The sequence below is a fragment of the Streptomyces sp. CNH287 genome, from assembly GCF_000424825.1.
In genome coordinates this window covers 177,620-193,197 of the sequence record NZ_AUKQ01000014.1, presented here as the reverse complement: position 1 = coordinate 193,197, position 15,578 = coordinate 177,620, and the positions used below count along the sequence as shown (strand labels likewise).

Genomic DNA, 15,578 nt, shown 5'->3' with positions numbered 1-15,578 from the left:
CTCACGGACCGGCCGGCCCTGCCACCGGATTTCCGGCCGCCGCGTCCCCCTGCCGGGGATCGACCTGCCGCGGATCGACCTGCCGGGGATCGACCTGCCGCGGATCGACGACGCTCGCGCCGCGTTCGGCGATCTCGGTCCAGAAGGCCACCGCCAACTCCTCGAAGCGCAGGCCGAAAGCGAGGGCGGCGGCCTGCGGGGCGTCGAACCTCGTGCCGAGCCCGGCGGCCTCGGGTGCGGGCGTGCCCGGGGCGGGGGCCGACGCGAGGATCGTCTCGTACTCGGCGAGCTTGCGGCGGTGCGCCGCCAACTGCTCCACGGCGAGCCGGTGCACCTGAGCGGCGCCGGAGGACTCGTCCTGCTGGAAGTAGAGCCGCAGCAGTCCCTCGTCGCGGATGTCCGTGACGTGCGCGGACGGGTCGCTTCCGGCCGAGTCGCGTCCGGCCGGGTCCGTGAGCCACTTGGCAAGCGTGTCCCGCCCGGCCTGGGTCAGCGACAACGTCCGCCGCCGCCGTCCGGCCCCCTCGCGGTCCTCGGTGACGAGCCCGTGGCGCACGAGCCGGGCGGCCTCCGCGTAGATCTGGGACCGGGGGAAGCTCCAGAAGTGTCCGACGCTCTGCTGGATCTCGCGGTCGAGTGCGTACGGGGTGGCGGCGCCCGACTGCTCGAGGAGGCCGAGCACGACATAGGCGCTGGCGGAAAGGGTCGGCATGACATCTCCCGGTCTGGACGGTCTGAACCTCGGCGTTGCACCGGCGATGCCGTCAACGGAGCATGGAAACCGTACAGGCTGCACGTACAGGCTGCACGTTCCGCCCGACGATCGGAGTCCTCCATGGCCACGGCACTCGACAACCCCTACCTCCAGGGCAACTTCGCCCCCCTCTCCGACGAGGTGAGCGTCAACGACCTGCCGGTGACGGGGACTCTGCCCCCCGAGCTGAACGGCCGCTACCTGCGGATCGGCCCCAACCCCCAGGGTGACGAAACCGGCGCGGGCCACCACTGGTTCGTCGGCCGGGGCATGGTGCACGGCGTCCGCCTGCGCGACGGGCGCGCCGAGTGGTACCGCAACCGGTTCGTCCAGGGCGACGCTCCCGAGGACTCGCCCAACACCAACATCCTCGCCCAGGGCGGGCGGCTCCTCGCGCTCGTCGAAGGCGGCGGGGCACCGGTGACGATGACCCCCGACCTGGCCCGGATGACGACCTGGGACGCTGATGGAGCACTGCGCTCCGGCTTCACCGCCCACCCGAAGATCGATCCGGTCACCGGCGAGATGCACGGCGTCAACTACCTGATCAGCCCCGACTCGGAACACCTGCGCTACGTCGTCCTGGACGCCACCGGGAAGGCGACGCACACCGCTGAACTGCCCGTCTCCGGGGTGCCGATGGTCCACGACATGGCGATGACCAGCACCCGGGTCATCGTGCTCGACCTCCCGGTGACCCTCTCGGCAGACGCCGCGGGCCGCCTGGCGGCGGGCACACCGCACAGCGGCGACGCGCTGCCGATGCGCTGGAACGAGGAACACCCCTCCCGGGTGGGAGTGCTGCCGCGCGGCGGCACGGCGGAGCAGATCAGCTGGTTCGACGCGCCGCGCTGCTACGTCTTCCACGTCCTGAACGCCTACGACGCCCCTAACGGCTCGATCGTCATGGACGTCGTCCGCTACGACACGGTCTTCCGCGACGCGTTCCGCGGCCCCGCCGACGGAATGCCCGCCCTGGCCCGGTGGACCATCTCCCCGCGCCAGGGCACCGTCTCCGAGCAGATCATGTCCGACTACAGCCTCGAATGGCCCCGGATCAACCAGGCCTGGGCCGGACGCGCGCACCGCTACGGCTGGTTCGGGGGAGTCGGCCCCGAGAGCCTGCGCCTGTCCGACGACGTCGACCGCGACCGCGGCGGCAGCTTCGAACCCGGACCGCTCGTCAAGTTCGACACCAAGACCGGCGAGGCCGCGGCCCACCATTTCGGAGCCGGGAGGGTCACCCAGGAGCCCGCGTTCGTACTCCGGCCGGGAGCCGTGGCCGAGGACGACGGCTGGATACTCTCGGTCGTCCACGACGGCAACACCGATCGCAGCGAACTGGTCGTCCTCGACGCCACCGACATCACGGCCGCCCCCCTCGCCCGCGTGCACCTGCCCCGACGCGTCCCGTTCGGCTTCCACGGCAACTGGGTCTCCGACGACGAGATCGACGCGTAACCGGCCCGCCGAGGGTCTGAGCCGCTGAGGGTCCCACCGGCCGTTGCGCCACTCACGGCCGGTGCGCTCGTTCACACCGACCGCTGCGGACGCTTCCTTGTTGGTGTATCCCGCCTTCACGAGCCGGAAGTATTCCTCCCGCTCAGCGTGGAGCTTCCGGGGCCCATGGGCCACCGTCCTGCCCTTACGGATCTCGAAGTCCATCGCACCCCTTGAGCTGGGGTGTTGCGACGACTACTAGAACCCAAGGGCCGCAGCGGCCGGGGCTTCGCCGTGCCTGACATGATCGCCTGTACTTCGGCCGAGCAGGGGCCGAGCTAACGATCTTCATGGCCCCTGAACAGCGGTGAAGCCCAGGTCAGATGTCCTCTGACCTGGGCTTCGTCGGTAGGCCGTGTGGGACTCGAACCCACAACCAACGGATTAAAAGTCCGCTGCTCTGCCAATTGAGCTAACGGCCCGCCCCCGCAGCATAGCCCGGCTGCGGGCCGCTCCTCGAAGGCATTCGCCTTCGGGGAGCGGGGTCATCGTCCGTCAGCCGTTGCGCTTCCAGCGGGGCTTGTCGGTGCGACGGTCGGACGTGCGGCCTGCGGCGTTGCGGTTGAAGGAACCGGGCGCGCCGCTGTGGTCGTCGCGGCGGCCCTGCGGGCGGCGGTCGCCCGCGCCCGTCTCGCGCCGGTCGCGGTTGAACGGGCGGCTCTCGGTGCCGCCGCGGCGGTCGTCACGGCGGAAGCCGCCACGCTCGCCACGGTCACCGGTCTCGCGCCGGTCCCGGCTGTCGCGGTTGTACGGACGGCTCTCGCCCGCGCCCGTACGGCTGTCGGTGCCGCCGCGGCGGTCGTCACGGCGGAAGCCGCCGCGGTCGTTGTCCCGACGCTGCCCGTAGGACGGGCGGTCGTCGCGACGCTCGTACGGCCGCCGGTCGCGGTTGTCGCCGCCACGGCGGTCGCGGTCGCCGCCGCGGTCGTCACGGCGGAAGTTGCCGCGGTCGTCCCGGCGTTCGAACGAGCCCTCCTCGCGCTTGCGCTCGCGCCGCTCCTCGCGCCGCCGCTCGGCGGCTGCCTCGGCCTCGGCCTCCGCGGCTACCTCGGCGGCCAGGGCCTCGGCCGCGCGGGCCACCGCCTCGTCCGGGTCGTCGCCCCGCTCGCGGGCGGCACGGGCGGTCAGGCGGTCGGCCTCCTCGCGCAGCTCGGTGGCGTTCCGCTGCGCCCGCTCCAGCTGCTTGGTGAGGTCGAGGACCTCGCGCTCGGCCTGCCGCGCGGTGTTGGCGGTGGACTCGGCCTGCACCTCGGTGAGCGAGCGCACCCCGGTGATCTTGGCCACATCGTCATCGAAGACGTCGCCCCGCCCGATGATGTGCCGCGAGGCGTCGACGCCCGCGTCCTCCATCAGCCGGAAGATCTGCCGCCGCTGGTGCGGCAGGGCCAGCGAGACGACCGTGCCGGACTCGCCCGCGCGGGCCGTACGGCCGGAGCGGTGCAGGTAGTCCTTGTGGTCACCGGCCGGGTCGACGTTCAGGACGAGGTCGATGCCGTCGACGTGGATGCCGCGCGCCGCGACGTCCGTGGCGACCAGCGTGTTGACCTGGCCGCCCTTGAAGTCCTCCAGGGTCCGCGTGCGCGCGCCCTGGGTCATGCCGCCGTGCAGGGCGTCCGCCTTGACGCCGGACTCGCGCAGCTGCTCGGCGACCCGGTCCGCGCCCAGCTGGGTACGGACGAAGATCAGCGTGCGGCCCTTGCGCGCGGCGATGGCCGCGGTGACCGGGGCCTTGTCGCGGGGCTTCACGACCATCACGTGGTGGCTCATGGTGGTGACCGCGCCCTGCGCCGCGTCCACCTCGTGCCGGACCGGGTCGACCAGGTAGCGCTTGACGAGCGTGCCGATCTCCTTCTCCAGGGTGGCGGAGAAGAGCATCCGCTGACCGCCCTCGGGGATCAGGTCGAGCAGCTCGATGACCTCGGGCAGGAAGCCCAGGTCGGCCATCTGGTCGGCCTCGTCGAGGACGGCGACCTCGACGTCGTCCAGCGCGCAGGCGCCGCGGTTGATCAGGTCGCGCAGCCGGCCCGGGGTGGCGACGAGGATGTCGACGCCGCGGTCCAGGGCGTACATCTGGTTGCTCATGGAGGTGCCGCCGCAGACGACCTTGAACTTCAGGCCGAGCGTGTCGCCGTACGGCTGGAGCGCGTCGGAGACCTGCATCGCCAACTCGCGAGTGGGCGTGAGGATCAGGCCGCGGGGGCGGCGCTTGGCGGTGCGTCCGCCGGCCAGCCGGGAGAGCAGCGGGAGGCCGAAGGAGAGGGTCTTGCCGGAGCCGGTACGGCCGCGGCCGAGGATGTCCTTCCCGGCCAGGGCGTCCGGAATGGTCGCGGCCTGGATCGGGAAGGGCGTGATGACGCCGTTCTGGGTGAGCTTGCGGACGAGCTGCTCGACGAGGCCCAGGTCACCGAAGGTGACAGTGTTCTCGGGCTCCGGCGCGGTCTCGGGCGCAGGCTCGACGGCAGGCTCAGGCTCGGCGACGGCGGGGGCGGTCGCGGCGACGGCGTCCGTCGCGGACTCGGCCTCTACGGACTCGGCCTCGGTGGTCAATGCGGACTCGGCCTCCACGGTCGCGGGCTCCACGGTTTCGGAGACCTGCGGGAGGGTGTCCTCGGCGTCGGACAGGAAGACGTCAGGGGCAGAAATGGACATGCGAAATGCAAACCTTCCGGAGTCATCGGCACGCGCCCATAACTCCGTGTTGCACACACGATCGCCTCAATGCGATCAGGCCACGGCTGGAAGAGAACGCGCCACACGGCGCGCTCTTTTGTGGCGCCGGGCAAATGGGATCAAACGATCTACCAGCATACGCACCCCATGGTGGGTACGCAAATGAGCTTCCGCAGAGGCTCCTTCAGGCGCGTACGCCCGTCCGGCCCTCGAACAGGGAGCTTCACTGACCGGAACCCCCAGAGCCACCAGCACCGCCGATGTCCCCGGCGCCACCGGCCGCCGTAGGGTTCCAGCGTACCGTGCCCGCGCCCCGCAGCGGGCCGCGGGTCCCCGGCGGGCGGTCACTCTCCGTCGCGGCAGGCGCGCGGGCGCCCCGGCCCGCCCCGGCCCGCCCCGACCCGCCCCGCTCCCGCTCCCGCTCCCGCTTCAGCCGAGCAGCACGTCGCGGGTGAGCGTCAACCCCAGGAACACCGCGCCCAGCCCCACCAGCAGCGAGGCCGCCACGTTCGCCGCCGCCAGGAGGGCCCGGCCGCGCTCGGCCAGCCGCAGCACCTCGTAGGAGAAGGTCGAGTAGGTCGTCAGCGCCCCGCACAGTCCGATGCCCAGCAGCGCCGTCGCCCCCGGACCGACCGCCCCCGCCTGCGCCGCTCCGGTGAGTGTCCCCAGCACGAGACTGCCCGCCGCGTTCACCGCGAAGGTCCCCCAGGGGAAGACGGAGTCGTGCCGCGCCTGCACCGCGCGGTCCGTCACGTACCGCAGGGGTGCGCCCACCGCCGCGCCGAGGACCACCAGCAGCCACGTCATGCCCGCGCCGCCGTACGCCGCCGCCCCCGCGCCACCACCGCCCGGCCGGCCGAGGCGCCCAGCCACACCGCGGCGAGCGCACCGGCGACCGTCCCGAACAGATAGCCGACCGCGCTGCCGCCGCCGCCCTCCTCCAGCAGCCGGATCGTGTCCGCGGCGTACGTCGAGAACGTCGTGTAGCCGCCGAGCACGCCCACGCCCAGGAACGGCCGCACCAGCGGACGCGCCGCCCGGCCGCCCGCGCTCACCAGCGCCATCAGCACGCCGAGCAGCGCGCAGCCGCTCACGTTGACCAGGAGCGTCGCCCACGGGAAGGCGGCGCCGTGCGCGGGCAGCGCCAGCGACAGCCCGTGCCGGGCGGCGGCCCCGAGCGCGCCGCCGCAGGCGATGGCGGCGAGCAGCGGGGCCGTACGCCCGCGGCCCGTCTCGGCGCGCTGCTCGGGGACGTGCAGGTCGACGTCCGGGTCGACGGCCTCGGGCGCGGGCGCCGAGAGGTTCCGCGGGGCGCCGGGCCGGCCGCGGTGCCCGTCCGTCACCCGTAGCCCAGGGCGTGCAGCCGCTCGTCGTCCATGCCGAAGTGGTGCGCGATCTCGTGCACGACGGTCACCTCGACCTCCTCCACCACCAGGTCGCGATCACCCTCCTCGGCGGCGACCATGCGCAGCGTGGGGCCCATGTAGATGCTGATCCGGTCGGGCAGCACACCCGCGTACCACTCACCGCGCTCGGTCAGCGGCGTCCCCTCGTACAGCCCGAGCAGGTCGGGGTCTTCGGCGGGCGGCTCGTCCTCGACGAAGACGGCCACATTGTCCATGAGCCGCGTCAGCTCAGGGGGAATGCGGTCGAGCGCCTGGGACACCAGTTCCTCGAACTCCTCGCGCGTCATCTCCAGCACCCGTCCATTGTCGGGTACCGCACGCCCGGGGCGCACGACCCGCGTGACGGCCTCGCCCGCCGAGCCGCTCCGCCAGTCGGCCCCCGTACAGCATGAACCTCCGCCTTGCGGGGCATACGGGGCGACATGGCCCCGAGCGACGCCAGGCACCCGCTCAAGCTGCTCCGCGCCACCGCGTCCCAGCTCCCCCGTGCCGCCGCCGGGCAGGGGCGCACCCGGGAGGACCGCTGGCGGTCGGCGCTGGGCATGGTCGTGGTCACCCTGCTCGGGGCCTGGCTCGGGCTGCTGGTCGTGGGCAGCGTGCGGACGCCCGTCGGGCCGATGGACACCACGATGACGCTGCGCCCGTCGCTCACCGGCGGCACCAAGATCAACGTGGCCCCGCTCGGCTCGCTCCGCCTCCAGAGCCACTATGCCCCCGTACGCCTGGACGTGGCCGTGGACCAGCTCGACCCCGTACGCGCCACCGCGCTGGTCGACCGCCCCGAACGGCTCGAGGGGCTGGAGGACGAGGTCGCCCACGACGTGCAGGCGGGCACCCTCGACCTGGCGGTCCGCTCCGTGGTCGCGGTGGTGTCCGGCGCCACGGCGCTCGGTCTCGCCGTCTACCGGCGCCCACGCCGCGCGCTCGGGGCGGGCGGCCTGGCGCTCGCGCTGCTGGCCGCCTCCGGGGGCACCGCCGCAGCGACCTGGAACCCGGACTCGGTGCTGGAGCCGAAGTTCTCCGGGCTGCTCGCGAGCGCGCCCTCGGTGGTCGGCGACGCACGGAACATCGTCTCCGACTTCGACGTCTACCAGCAGGAGCTGGCGCGGCTGGTGACCAACCTCACCAAGCTGTACGACGCCACCTCCACCCTGCCCACCTACCAGCCCTCCCCCGGCACCACCCGGGTCCTCCACGTCTCGGACATCCACCTGAACCCGGCGGCGTGGAGCATCATCGAGTCGCTGGTCGACCAGTACAAGATCGACGTGATCGTCGACGCGGGCGACACGATGGACCACGGCACCGCCCCCGAGAACGGCTTCCTGGAGCCGATCCCCGACCTCGGCGCCCCGTACGTCTGGGTACGCGGCAACCACGACTCCCCCGAGACGCAGGCCGCCGTGGCCGCCCTCGGCGAGAACGTGCACGTCCTGGACGACGGCGTCCCCGTCAACGTGGCCGGACTGCGCATCGCGGGCATCGGCGACCCGCAGTTCACGCCGGACCGTTCCGTCGAGGCCGAGGGCGACCCGGAGGAACGGCGCGCCGGGCGCGAACTGGCCTTCACGCTGCGCCTCCAGAAGGCCGCGGGCACCCCGGTGGACATCGCGGTGACGCACAACCCGGTCGCCGCCAAGGAGACGGCGGGCGACGTACCCCTCGTCCTGGCCGGGCACACCCACAAGCGCGGGAACGAGGTGCTCGACGGCGGCACCCGTCTCATGATCGAGGGCACCACGGGCGGCGGCGGGCTGCGCGCGGTGGAGGGCGACGAGCCGCAGAAGGTGCAGGCGTCCGTCCTGTACCTGGACGAGGGGACCGACCGGCTCCAGGCGTGGGACGAGATCACGCTGGGCGGCCTCGGCCTGACCACGGCGGAGGTCAGCCGCCACGTGCCGGGCGACCTGAAGCCGGGCGGGACCCCGTCCCCCGCGACCCCCTCCCCGGCGCCGCCCGCGCCGCCGTCCGACACCACCCGCGCACCGTCCCCGTGACACCCTCCGCCGGCCCGGTAACCGTTTTGGCGATCCGTCTCGCTATCCCATATGCTTCTCTCGTCCCCGAGGCGCTGTGAGGCGCCCAGGTGGGCCATCAGCCCTCATCGTCTAGTGGCCCAGGACGCCGCCCTTTCAAGGCGGTAGCACGGGTTCGAATCCCGTTGGGGGCACGCACGGCGTCGCGTGTTCGAATTCTTCGGACACAGCGATGGCTTGGTCCTGTGGAGCAGTTTGGAGTGCTCGCCACCCTGTCAAGGTGGAGGCCGCGGGTTCAAATCCCGTCAGGACCGCTTGCAGCTCACCCAGGTGAGCTGCGTGGCTGGGTAGCTCAGTTGGTACGAGCGATCGCCTGAAAAGCGATAGGTCGCCGGTTCGATCCCGGCCCCAGCCACCACGTGGAAGAAGCCCCGGACGACATCCCGTCCGGGGCTTCTTCGCGCATCCCCCGGGCCACGCGCCGGAGCCGTCGGCCCCGAAAGAGAACCCGCCCCCGCTCGGGGCGGACTTCCTTGGTGCGGACACAGACCCACTGCCCAGCCGGAAGTCGGCAGCCGGAAGTCGGAGTAGGCCCGCGACCGGCATCGCCACGGGGCCATCGCGCGCGCTCCGCCCCGGGAGGCGCCCCCGCCGTGCGACGTAGGTCCGCCGCCTGATGTGACAGGGTGCCCCGCGCCATAACCTCACCGCATGACAGCAGCCAACTCCCGCCCCAGCGGTCCCCGCAGCCCGGAGCAGCGCAAACGCGAGGCGCTTGAACGACTCGTACGGGACGACGGCGTATGGGCGGCCACGGCCGACGCCACGGGCGAGCCGTGCCTCGTCCCGCTGGCGTTCTGGTGGGACGGCGAGGCGGTGTGGCTGGCCACCCGCGACACCAACCCGACGGGGCGCAATCTGTGCTCCTCGGGCCGGGTCCGGCTCAGCTTCGGCCACAGCCAGGATGTGGTCCTGATCCACGGCACCGCGCGCATGCTGCCCCGCGAGGAGCTTCCGGCCGGGGTCGGCGACGCCTTCGCCGCCAAGGACGGCTGGGACCCTCGCAAGGACCACCCCTCCTACGTCTTCTTCCAGGTCACCCCGCAGGTGCTGCAAGCGTGGGGAACGGTTCGCGAGATGGCCGGGCGGACCCTGATGCGCGACGGGAAGTGGCTGGTCTGAGGGCTGTCCCGCAACTCCACGGTGGAGCAGCACGCAGCCCTCAGCGGAAGTCCTCCACCCGGTCCCGCGCCCACTGCGCGAACGTGCGCGCCGGCTTGCCCGTCACGGACCGGGCGGTGGGCGGCGGGACCAGCACCGACGAGTCGAAGTCCGCCTCGGCCGACGGGTCCGCGGGGTTGCCTTCGTAGTCGGTGAATCCCAGCAGGAAGTCCGCGGCCTCGGCGGCGAAGCCGCCCATCGCCCGGTAGACCTCGCGGGCCTGCTGCGGGCTCAGCTCCTCGAACCGGACCTCCTCGCCGAGCGCGTCGCCGAGCGCCCGCACCTGCTCCCGCAGGCTGACCGGGCCGGGACCGTTGAGGTCGTAGGCCTTTCCGTCGTGGCCGTCCTCCAGCAGCGCCTGGACGGCCACGTCGGCGATGTCCTGCTCGTGCACCGGGAACCACTCGCCGTCCGGGTGGGCGTCGCGCACCACGCGTTCGGCGCGGACGGAGGGGCCCCAGAGGGCGAGCTTGTTCGCCGCGAACTCGCCGGGCCGGAGGTGGGTCCACTCCAGACCGGACTGTTCGACGGCCTGCTCCACGGGTGCGTGGAACGTCGTGTCGAAGCCGGCGGTGACCGCACCGGAGGAGAGGACGACGATCCTGCGGACGCCCGCCCGCTTCGCGGCCTCGACCACCTCCGTGGCCGTGGACGGTTCCGGGAAGAGGAACATCCTGTCCACCCCGGCCAGCACCGGCCCCAGTTCCCCGGGCCGGGTGAGGTCGCCCTCGGCCACCTCCGCACCGGCGGGCGCCTTTCGAGGGTCCCTTGTCATCACCCTGACCTCGACGTCGCGCAGTCCGGCCGTGACCAGCCGGCCCACGGTGCCCGTCGCACCCGTCACCAGTACCCGCATCGCCCGCGCTCCTTTTCCGTACGACCCACGATTAAAGAATACCGTACACTCTACGGAAATAGGGAGGCCCGATGGAACGCAGCGGCGGAGGCGATCCCCGCGAGACCCTGCGGCTGCTGTGGGGGCAGGAGAAGGCCAGGTCAGGCCGTGGCAGGCCGCCCAAGGTCACCCTGCCGAAGATCATCGACGCGGCGATCTCGGTGGCCGACGGGGACGGCGGGGACGGCGTCGGCGCCATGACGATGGACAAGGTCGCCGCCGCCCTCGGCGTCGGGACGATGACGCTGTACACGCACGTCCCCGGCAAGACCGAACTGCTCGACCTCATGGTGGACGCGGCCTGGCAGTCCCTGGACTTCAGCGCTTCCGGCTCGTGGCGCGCCCAGGTCACGCACTACGCGCACCAGACCGTCGCCCTGTACTCCCGGCACCCGTGGCTGCGTACGATCTCCACCGTGCGCCCTCCCCTGGGCCCAGGCCTGTTCGCCCGGCAGAACCACCTGCTGGCCGCGCTGGAGGAGACGGACCTGGCACCGCTCGAGGTCTCGGCCGCCGTCGACGCGATCGTCACCTTCGTCGACGCCGCCGCGGCAGCCCAGGCCGAACACGCGCAGGTCTCCGCTGCGAGCGGCGAGTCCGAGGACGACTGGTGGTCCGCCCGCCAGGTCTTCTGGGAAGAGATCTTCGACCCGGCCCGCTACCCCGCCGTCGCCCGCGCGTGGGCCGACGGCGGCTTCGACCGCACCCCCGCCCAGGCCAGGACGAACGCCTTCGACACCGGCCTGCGCGCCCTGCTCGACGGCATCACCGCCATGGCGGCGGAGGCCCCGCCCGGTCACGGCCACCCGCGCGGGCAGCGCGGCTGATCCCCTCCCGTACGGCACCGCGCTCAGCCGGGCGGTGCCGTACGCAGCCCCCCGCCGGAACCGCGCGTGTGCCCAGGAGTACGAGCGGCGCGGTATTCCACCTGCACCGGTCCGGCGTCGCCGCGCGCGCCCCGGCACGGCCTTCTCCTGCGGAAGAGACCGCGGAACGCGCCCTCGTGGCGGACTCCGGGAATCCGCAGCTGACGCTGTGCCGACGTGCCGGCACCCGGACTGCCGTGTCTCCCGGGCCGAGGCCCCCGGCCGTCAGGCGCGCAGCAGGGTGACGGTACGTCCCGCAGGCTCGACGTCCCCAGACGTCCCGGGTCCCCGCCCGAGGCCGCCTTGTAGTCGCGCACATCCCGCAGCCCGCACAGCACCACCGACTGCGGAAAGCCGCTGCGGTTGGTCGTGAATCCGTGGCGCAGCTGACGCAGCACGCTGCGCAGGCTCTGGCCGCGCAGCGCGTCGATCTCGTCGAACACCAGCACCAGCGGGCGGGGGAGTCGCGCGCCCACTGCGTCAGCCCCTGCTGGAGCCGGGCCCCGGGCTCGGCGTCGGGCCAGACCGGCGGAGGGGCGAGCTGTGGCGAAAGTCCGGCGGCCTCGGCGGCGTACCGGATCGCCTCCAGGACCAGCGACTCCGCCCAGCCGACATCCTCCCCGGCCACTTCGGCGTTCTCACAGGAGAAGTGCAGCGCCGTGTACTGTGCCGAGGCCGTCAGATCATGAGCCAGCGCCGCCAGCGCCGTGGTCTTCCCCGTCCGACGAGGCGCGTGGACCACGAAGTACTGGCTCTGCGCGACGTACCCACGGGCCTTCGGCAGCCGTTCCTGGGCCGGAAGCATGTAGTGCAACGACGGGAGACACGGACCCGCCGTATTGAAGTAGCGCATGCTGCGCACGCTAACCGACGCTACCGACAATCTCCGCGAACGATGAGGAAGAGGTGCCCGCGCGCGGACGCCGACCTCAACATGATCTGATTCCCGTGCGTTTTTGCAGGTCAGGGAGGCAGCGACGGCGGGCGCGAATCCCGTTGGGGGCAGGCGTCATCCTGTGCGAGACTGGTGCTCGCATGATGACGCTTGGTCCTGTGGAGCAGTTTGGAGTGCTCGCCACCCTGTCAAGGTGGAGGCCGCGGGTTCAAATCCCGTCAGGACCGCTTGCAGCTCACCCAGGTGAGCTGCGTGGCTGGGTAGCTCAGTTGGTACGAGCGATCGCCTGAAAAGCGATAGGTCGCCGGTTCGATCCCGGCCCCAGCCACTGCCGCTGTGCCGAAGCCCCTGGTGAGCCCGCTCACCGGGGGCTTTCGCGCGTCCGCTCAGGCAGAATCCACTCGTCGCGAGTTCACGAGCTTGAGTCTCCAGCAGGGGGAGACCGGACGGTGGGGACATGAACGGCCACACGCTCTACCCGATCGGCGAGCTGGCCCGGCGGACCGGCACCACGGTCAAGACCATCCGGTTCTACTCCGACTGCGGACTCGTACCACCCGCCGACCGCAGTCCGTCCGGATACCGCCTCTACGACGACGACGCCGTCGCACGGCTGGATCTCGTGCGAACCCTGCGCGACCTGGGACTGGACCTTGCGGCCATCCGCAAGGTCATGGACCGGGAACTCGCGCTGCCGGAGGTTGCCGCGGTACACGCCGACGCACTGGACGTACAGATCCGAATCCTGCGGCTGCGGCGCGCGGTGCTCACCGCCGTGGCGAAGCGCGGGGCCACCCCTGAGGAGACACATCTGATGCACCAACTGGCCAAACTCTCCGCAGTCGAACGCCAGCAGCTGACCGAGGACTTCCTCGACGCCGTCTTCGGCCGTCCGGATACCGGCTCCGTGTTCGCGGGACTCGTGCGCTCGATGACTCCGGAGCTGCCGGACAACCCCGCTACGGAACAGGTCCAGGCGTGGGTGGAACTGGCCGAGCTGTCGCAGGACCCGGACTTTCGCGCCCTCGTACGGGACCTGGCCCAGGAGCGGGCGGCCGGGTACGACCAGGGTGGTCCACCCGCGCCGCACCGGGACTTGGCCGCGGTCGTGCGCGCCCGGATCACGCCGGCCGTGGCAGCGGGCGTCGAACCGGCTTCGCTCCGGGCCGATGCGATCGTCGCGGACCTCATGAGCCGCTGCGCACCACTCCTCGGCCGCAGTGACGACGCCGAGTCGCGGGGGCGGCTCCTGGTCCGGCTGGAGCGCATGAACGACCCTCGCAGGGAGCGCTACTTCTCGCTGCTCGCGGTGATCAACGGCTGGCCGGCTCCGGAGAGCCTGCGACCGGTGTTCGACTGGACGGTCAGTGCGCTGCGGGCACGGACGCAGGGATGACGGGGCAACCGCGGGGTGGCGTGGACCGGCTGTCGCCGGGGTCGGCTCACGGCCCCGCTCCTGATGATCCGGCGGTGGGCTCTCCCGTCCTGCTCAAGGCCGCCGCGACGCCGGCCGCTCCCGCTCTTGTCCTTCGCCCCTGGTGCGCGGCAGACGTTGCTGCGCTGGTCGAGGTGTACCGGGACCCCGAGCTGCGGCGTTGGACGGACTCTCGTATGGAGAGTGGAGGGGACGGACTGAGATGGGTGCGGGCTCAGGAGCAGGGTTGGGCGGCAGGCGACCGGTTCGCCTTCGCCGTCCTGGAAACGGCCCTTGACGCGGCGCCGCTGCGGCTGGTGGGCAACGTGGTGCTCAAGGACGTCGCCTCCGGCAAGCCTTCCGCAGAGGTCGGCTACTGGACGGCGTCACAGGCTCGCGGGCGAGGCGTGGCCCCGCGAGCCCTGAATGCTCTCACCACCTGGTCCTTCGACACTTTCCGAGCCGACGGTCTGGAGCGCCTCGAACTCCTCCATCAGGTCGACAACCTGGCATCCTGCCGCGTCGCCGAGAAGAACGGCTACCAGTTCGACAGGGTCCTGCCGGCGGCTCCGCCCTCCTACCCCCTCGATGGCCACCTGCACCTACGGCGCGCAGCTGTCCGCCCCACCGGGGAGGTGCGGGACAGCCCTCAGACGCCGGTCACGCCGTCGATGCGTTCCCGGAGCAGGTCGGCGTGACCGTTGTGGCGGGCGTACTCCTCGATCATGTGGACGTAGATCCAGCGGAGGCTGACGTCCTGCTCCATGAAGCGGCCGGTGTCGCTCAGCGCGCGCTCGGCGCAGAGTGCGCGGGCGCGGGCGATCTCCGCCTGCCAGGTGCGGAGAGCCTCGCGCAGGGTGGCGCCCTCGGCCAGGTCGAAGCCGCCGTCGGGGCCGCGCGGGTCGGCCTGCGGGTCGTAGAGGGGCGGGGCCGCTTCTCCGGCGAACACCCGGCGGAACCAGTTCCGTTCCACCTCCGCCAGGTGCTGGACGAGGCCGGTCAGCGTGAAGCCGGACGGTGGCACGGACGCGGCGGCGGCCTGCGCCTCGTCCAGGCCCTCGCATTTCATGGCGAGGGTGGCGCGGTGGAAGTCGAGCCAGCTTTCGAGCGTGGTGCGCTCGTCGGCGTTCAGGGGTGGTACGGGGCGTTCGACGGTGCTCATCCTCCGATTGTCGCCAGTGGGCGAATCCGCAGTGGAAAGGGGGGCGGCTACCGGCTGAGCGGCAGGCCGTATTCATGGGCGAAGGCGGCGGGGCGGCGGCTGGCGGGAGCCGGGCCGGTCAGAGGTGGGCCAGGAGCGCGTACCTCTCGTCGGAGACGGGGCCGCCCCAGAGGCGGGGGTCGTCGCTGAGCGGCTCCACCCGGAGGCCCGCGACCAGCGGGCGGAGGGCGGCGGCGAGGGTGTCCGCGCCGACCCCGCCGTGCCAGGGGAGGGACTCGGCACCGGAGACGTACGGCGCGGCGCCGGCCGACTGGCGCCAGCGCCCCTCGACCAGGATGAGGCAGCCGCCCGGCCGCAGCCGCGTGATCCAGGCGCGCAGCGCGGCCACCGGGTCGGGCAGGGTCCACAGCAGGTGGCGGCTGACCAGGACGTCGAAGCGCTGGTCGCCGGTCGGCGGGTCGGACGCGTCCCCGAGGTGGAAGTGGGCGGGCAGCCCCGCCGCCGCCAGCTTGGCCTGGGCGCGCGCCACCATGCGCGGGGCCACGTCCACTCCCGTGACCCGGTGCCCGGCGCGGGCGAGCAGGAGGGACAGCGAGCCCGTACCGCAGCCGACGTCCAGGATGTCGGCCGGGCGGGAGGGCACCCAGGTGGCCAGCCGCTCCGCCCACGCGGCTCTCGTACGGACGTCCAGCAGCCCGTGGTCCGGCTCCTGGTCGAAGGAGGGGGCGGCGTCGTCCCAGTACGCGGCGATGGCTGAGGCAGGGTCGGTGGCGGTGGCGGTGGCGGCGGTGGCGGTGGCGGAGTGCGGGTGATCCATGG

At 72.4% G+C, this 15,578-nt stretch carries 15 protein-coding genes, 6 tRNA genes and 1 pseudogene; 11 read left to right on the top strand and 11 right to left on the bottom strand.

The window, feature by feature from the left end:
- Nucleotide 1: 1 nt before the first annotated feature.
- Nucleotides 2-712: a PadR family transcriptional regulator gene (locus H299_RS34495; protein ID WP_078512789.1), complete on the bottom strand. Its 711-nt coding sequence runs from the start codon at nt 710-712 to the stop codon at nt 2-4.
- 123 nt (nt 713-835) lie between these two features.
- On the opposite strand from H299_RS34495, the gene H299_RS0116000 reads away from it, so the two are divergent.
- Nucleotides 836-2,215: a carotenoid oxygenase family protein gene (locus H299_RS0116000; protein ID WP_027749216.1), complete on the top strand. Its 1,380-nt coding sequence runs from the start codon at nt 836-838 to the stop codon at nt 2,213-2,215.
- 12 nt (nt 2,216-2,227) lie between these two features.
- Here the strand turns inward: H299_RS0116000 and H299_RS40485 are convergent.
- From H299_RS40485 to H299_RS0115975, 6 genes and pseudogenes are all read right to left on the bottom strand, one after another.
- Nucleotides 2,228-2,419, bottom strand: a pseudogene (locus tag H299_RS40485) (IS30 family transposase); the annotation flags it as partial.
- Nucleotides 2,420-2,603: 184 nt separating this feature from the next.
- Nucleotides 2,604-2,676 (bottom strand) — tRNA-Lys (locus H299_RS0115995).
- Between the two features lie 73 nt (nt 2,677-2,749).
- The gene (locus H299_RS0115990) at nt 2,750-4,903 is read right to left on the bottom strand and encodes a DEAD/DEAH box helicase (protein ID WP_027749215.1); all 2,154 of its coding nucleotides are present in this window, start codon (nt 4,901-4,903) and stop codon (nt 2,750-2,752) included.
- A 450-nt stretch (nt 4,904-5,353) separates the two neighbouring features.
- Nucleotides 5,354-5,731 (bottom strand): fluoride efflux transporter CrcB, encoded by a 378-nt coding sequence (crcB, locus tag H299_RS0115985; RefSeq protein WP_027749214.1) that lies wholly within the window; start codon nt 5,729-5,731, stop codon nt 5,354-5,356.
- Nucleotides 5,728-6,267 carry a fluoride efflux transporter CrcB gene (gene crcB, locus H299_RS34490; RefSeq protein ID WP_078512778.1) on the bottom strand — a complete coding sequence of 180 codons (540 nt, stop codon included), beginning with the start codon at nt 6,265-6,267 and terminating at the stop codon, nt 5,728-5,730. The genes crcB (H299_RS0115985) and crcB (H299_RS34490) overlap by 4 nt, the downstream gene beginning before the upstream one ends.
- On the bottom strand, nt 6,264-6,626 hold the full coding sequence (locus H299_RS0115975) for a metallopeptidase family protein (protein WP_027749213.1): 363 nt from the start codon (nt 6,624-6,626) through the stop codon (nt 6,264-6,266). The genes crcB (H299_RS34490) and H299_RS0115975 overlap by 4 nt, the downstream gene beginning before the upstream one ends.
- Nucleotides 6,627-6,752: 126 nt before the next feature.
- On the opposite strand from H299_RS0115975, the gene H299_RS0115970 reads away from it, so the two are divergent.
- From H299_RS0115970 to H299_RS0115950, 5 genes are all read left to right on the top strand, one after another.
- Nucleotides 6,753-8,327: a metallophosphoesterase gene (locus H299_RS0115970; RefSeq protein ID WP_078512777.1), complete on the top strand. Its 1,575-nt coding sequence runs from the start codon at nt 6,753-6,755 to the stop codon at nt 8,325-8,327.
- Nucleotides 8,328-8,427: 100 nt separating this feature from the next.
- A tRNA-Glu gene (locus H299_RS0115965) sits at nt 8,428-8,500 on the top strand.
- A 45-nt stretch (nt 8,501-8,545) separates the two neighbouring features.
- A tRNA-Asp gene (locus H299_RS0115960) sits at nt 8,546-8,620 on the top strand.
- A 27-nt stretch (nt 8,621-8,647) separates the two neighbouring features.
- Nucleotides 8,648-8,724 (top strand) — tRNA-Phe (locus H299_RS0115955).
- Nucleotides 8,725-9,017: 293 nt separating this feature from the next.
- Complete coding sequence (locus H299_RS0115950) at nt 9,018-9,488, top strand: pyridoxamine 5'-phosphate oxidase family protein (protein ID WP_027749211.1); 471 nt, start codon at nt 9,018-9,020, stop codon at nt 9,486-9,488.
- Between the two features lie 40 nt (nt 9,489-9,528).
- Here H299_RS0115950 and H299_RS0115945 read toward each other — a convergent pair whose 3' ends face one another.
- Nucleotides 9,529-10,383 carry an NAD(P)H-binding protein gene (locus H299_RS0115945; RefSeq protein WP_027749210.1) on the bottom strand — a complete coding sequence of 285 codons (855 nt, stop codon included), beginning with the start codon at nt 10,381-10,383 and terminating at the stop codon, nt 9,529-9,531.
- Nucleotides 10,384-10,454: 71 nt separating this feature from the next.
- On the opposite strand from H299_RS0115945, the gene H299_RS34485 reads away from it, so the two are divergent.
- Nucleotides 10,455-11,249: a TetR/AcrR family transcriptional regulator C-terminal domain-containing protein gene (locus tag H299_RS34485; protein WP_051262524.1), complete on the top strand. Its 795-nt coding sequence runs from the start codon at nt 10,455-10,457 to the stop codon at nt 11,247-11,249.
- A gap of 23 nt (nt 11,250-11,272) precedes the next feature.
- Here H299_RS34485 and H299_RS40480 read toward each other — a convergent pair whose 3' ends face one another.
- Nucleotides 11,273-11,764, bottom strand: coding sequence for a hypothetical protein (locus H299_RS40480; protein WP_486587293.1), 492 nt, complete (start codon nt 11,762-11,764; stop codon nt 11,273-11,275).
- Nucleotides 11,765-12,335: 571 nt separating this feature from the next.
- Between H299_RS40480 and H299_RS0115930 the strand changes: the two genes are divergently transcribed.
- From H299_RS0115930 to H299_RS0115915, 4 genes are all read left to right on the top strand, one after another.
- A tRNA-Asp gene (locus H299_RS0115930) sits at nt 12,336-12,410 on the top strand.
- A gap of 27 nt (nt 12,411-12,437) precedes the next feature.
- A tRNA-Phe gene (locus H299_RS0115925) sits at nt 12,438-12,511 on the top strand.
- 129 nt (nt 12,512-12,640) lie between these two features.
- Nucleotides 12,641-13,579 carry a MerR family transcriptional regulator gene (locus H299_RS0115920; RefSeq protein ID WP_027749208.1) on the top strand — a complete coding sequence of 313 codons (939 nt, stop codon included), beginning with the start codon at nt 12,641-12,643 and terminating at the stop codon, nt 13,577-13,579.
- A 74-nt stretch (nt 13,580-13,653) separates the two neighbouring features.
- Nucleotides 13,654-14,295 carry a GNAT family N-acetyltransferase gene (locus H299_RS0115915; RefSeq protein WP_486587292.1) on the top strand — a complete coding sequence of 214 codons (642 nt, stop codon included), beginning with the start codon at nt 13,654-13,656 and terminating at the stop codon, nt 14,293-14,295.
- On the opposite strand, the gene H299_RS0115910 is transcribed toward H299_RS0115915, so the two are convergent.
- Both H299_RS0115910 and H299_RS0115905 read right to left on the bottom strand, forming a co-directional pair.
- Nucleotides 14,247-14,759, bottom strand: coding sequence for a DinB family protein (locus H299_RS0115910; protein ID WP_027749206.1), 513 nt, complete (start codon nt 14,757-14,759; stop codon nt 14,247-14,249). The two genes, H299_RS0115915 and H299_RS0115910, sit on opposite strands and share 49 nt — an antisense overlap.
- A 118-nt stretch (nt 14,760-14,877) precedes the next feature.
- A complete protein-coding gene (locus H299_RS0115905; protein WP_051262523.1) occupies nt 14,878-15,576 on the bottom strand; it encodes a class I SAM-dependent methyltransferase in 699 nt (232 codons plus the stop codon).
- Between the last annotated feature and the right edge of the window lie 2 nt (nt 15,577-15,578).